The organism is Pelomonas sp. CA6 (genome assembly GCF_022549225.1).
In the GTDB taxonomy this organism is placed as follows: domain Bacteria; phylum Pseudomonadota; class Gammaproteobacteria; order Burkholderiales; family Burkholderiaceae_C; genus Roseateles.
In genome coordinates, this window is record NZ_JAKZFD010000047.1 from 1 (window position 1) to 640 (window position 640).

The window sequence follows — 640 nt, forward strand, 5'->3', positions numbered from 1 at the left end:
TGCATCTGCAGCGCGCCCTGGGCGCGGCCCTTGCCGGCGCGCGCCGGCGGGTTGCACAGCCCGCACACATAGTGGCGCGGGATCTCGTGCGGATGCGTCACGAAATGCCCCCCGCACTTGCTGCACTTGGTCATCGTCAGCATCCCGTTGTCCACGAACTTCACCAGGCGCCAGGCCCGCGTCACCGACAGCAGCGGCTCCAGGCTCTGCGCCTGCGTCTGCTCCAGATACAGCTGGTAGGCCTTGATCACCGTGTCGATCTCGTCCAGCTCCGCCACCTTGTTCAGGTATTCGTGGATGTTCAGGAACAGGCTGGCGTGGATGTTGGGCTGCCAGGTCATGAACCAGTCCGTCGAGAACGGCAGCTGGCCCTTGCTCGGGCTCTTGCCCGACACTTCCTTGTACAGCCTCAGCAGCCGCTCATAGCTCAGGTCCGTCTCCGACTCCAGCACCTGCAGCCGCGCTCCCAGCTGGATCAGCGTCACCGCTCGTTCGATCTGCTTCGCTTCGGTCAGGATGCTCTTCTGGCGCATGATGGACTCTCTTTGCAGGTATTTGGTATTGCTGGGCGGCTTCGCGTTGGCGCCGGGCCGCCCCAAGCCAACGCCCTCGCGGGCCGACGGGGCCCATGCCCCGGAAG

1 protein-coding gene is annotated in these 640 nt (G+C 65.2%); it reads right to left on the minus strand.

The window, feature by feature from the left end; translation table 11 throughout:
- Nucleotides 1-533, minus strand: a 533-nt coding sequence (flhC, locus tag LZ017_RS21805; RefSeq protein ID WP_241399033.1) for a flagellar transcriptional regulator FlhC, incomplete at its 3' end; no start/stop codon positions are given.
- Between the last annotated feature and the right edge of the window lie 107 nt (nucleotides 534-640).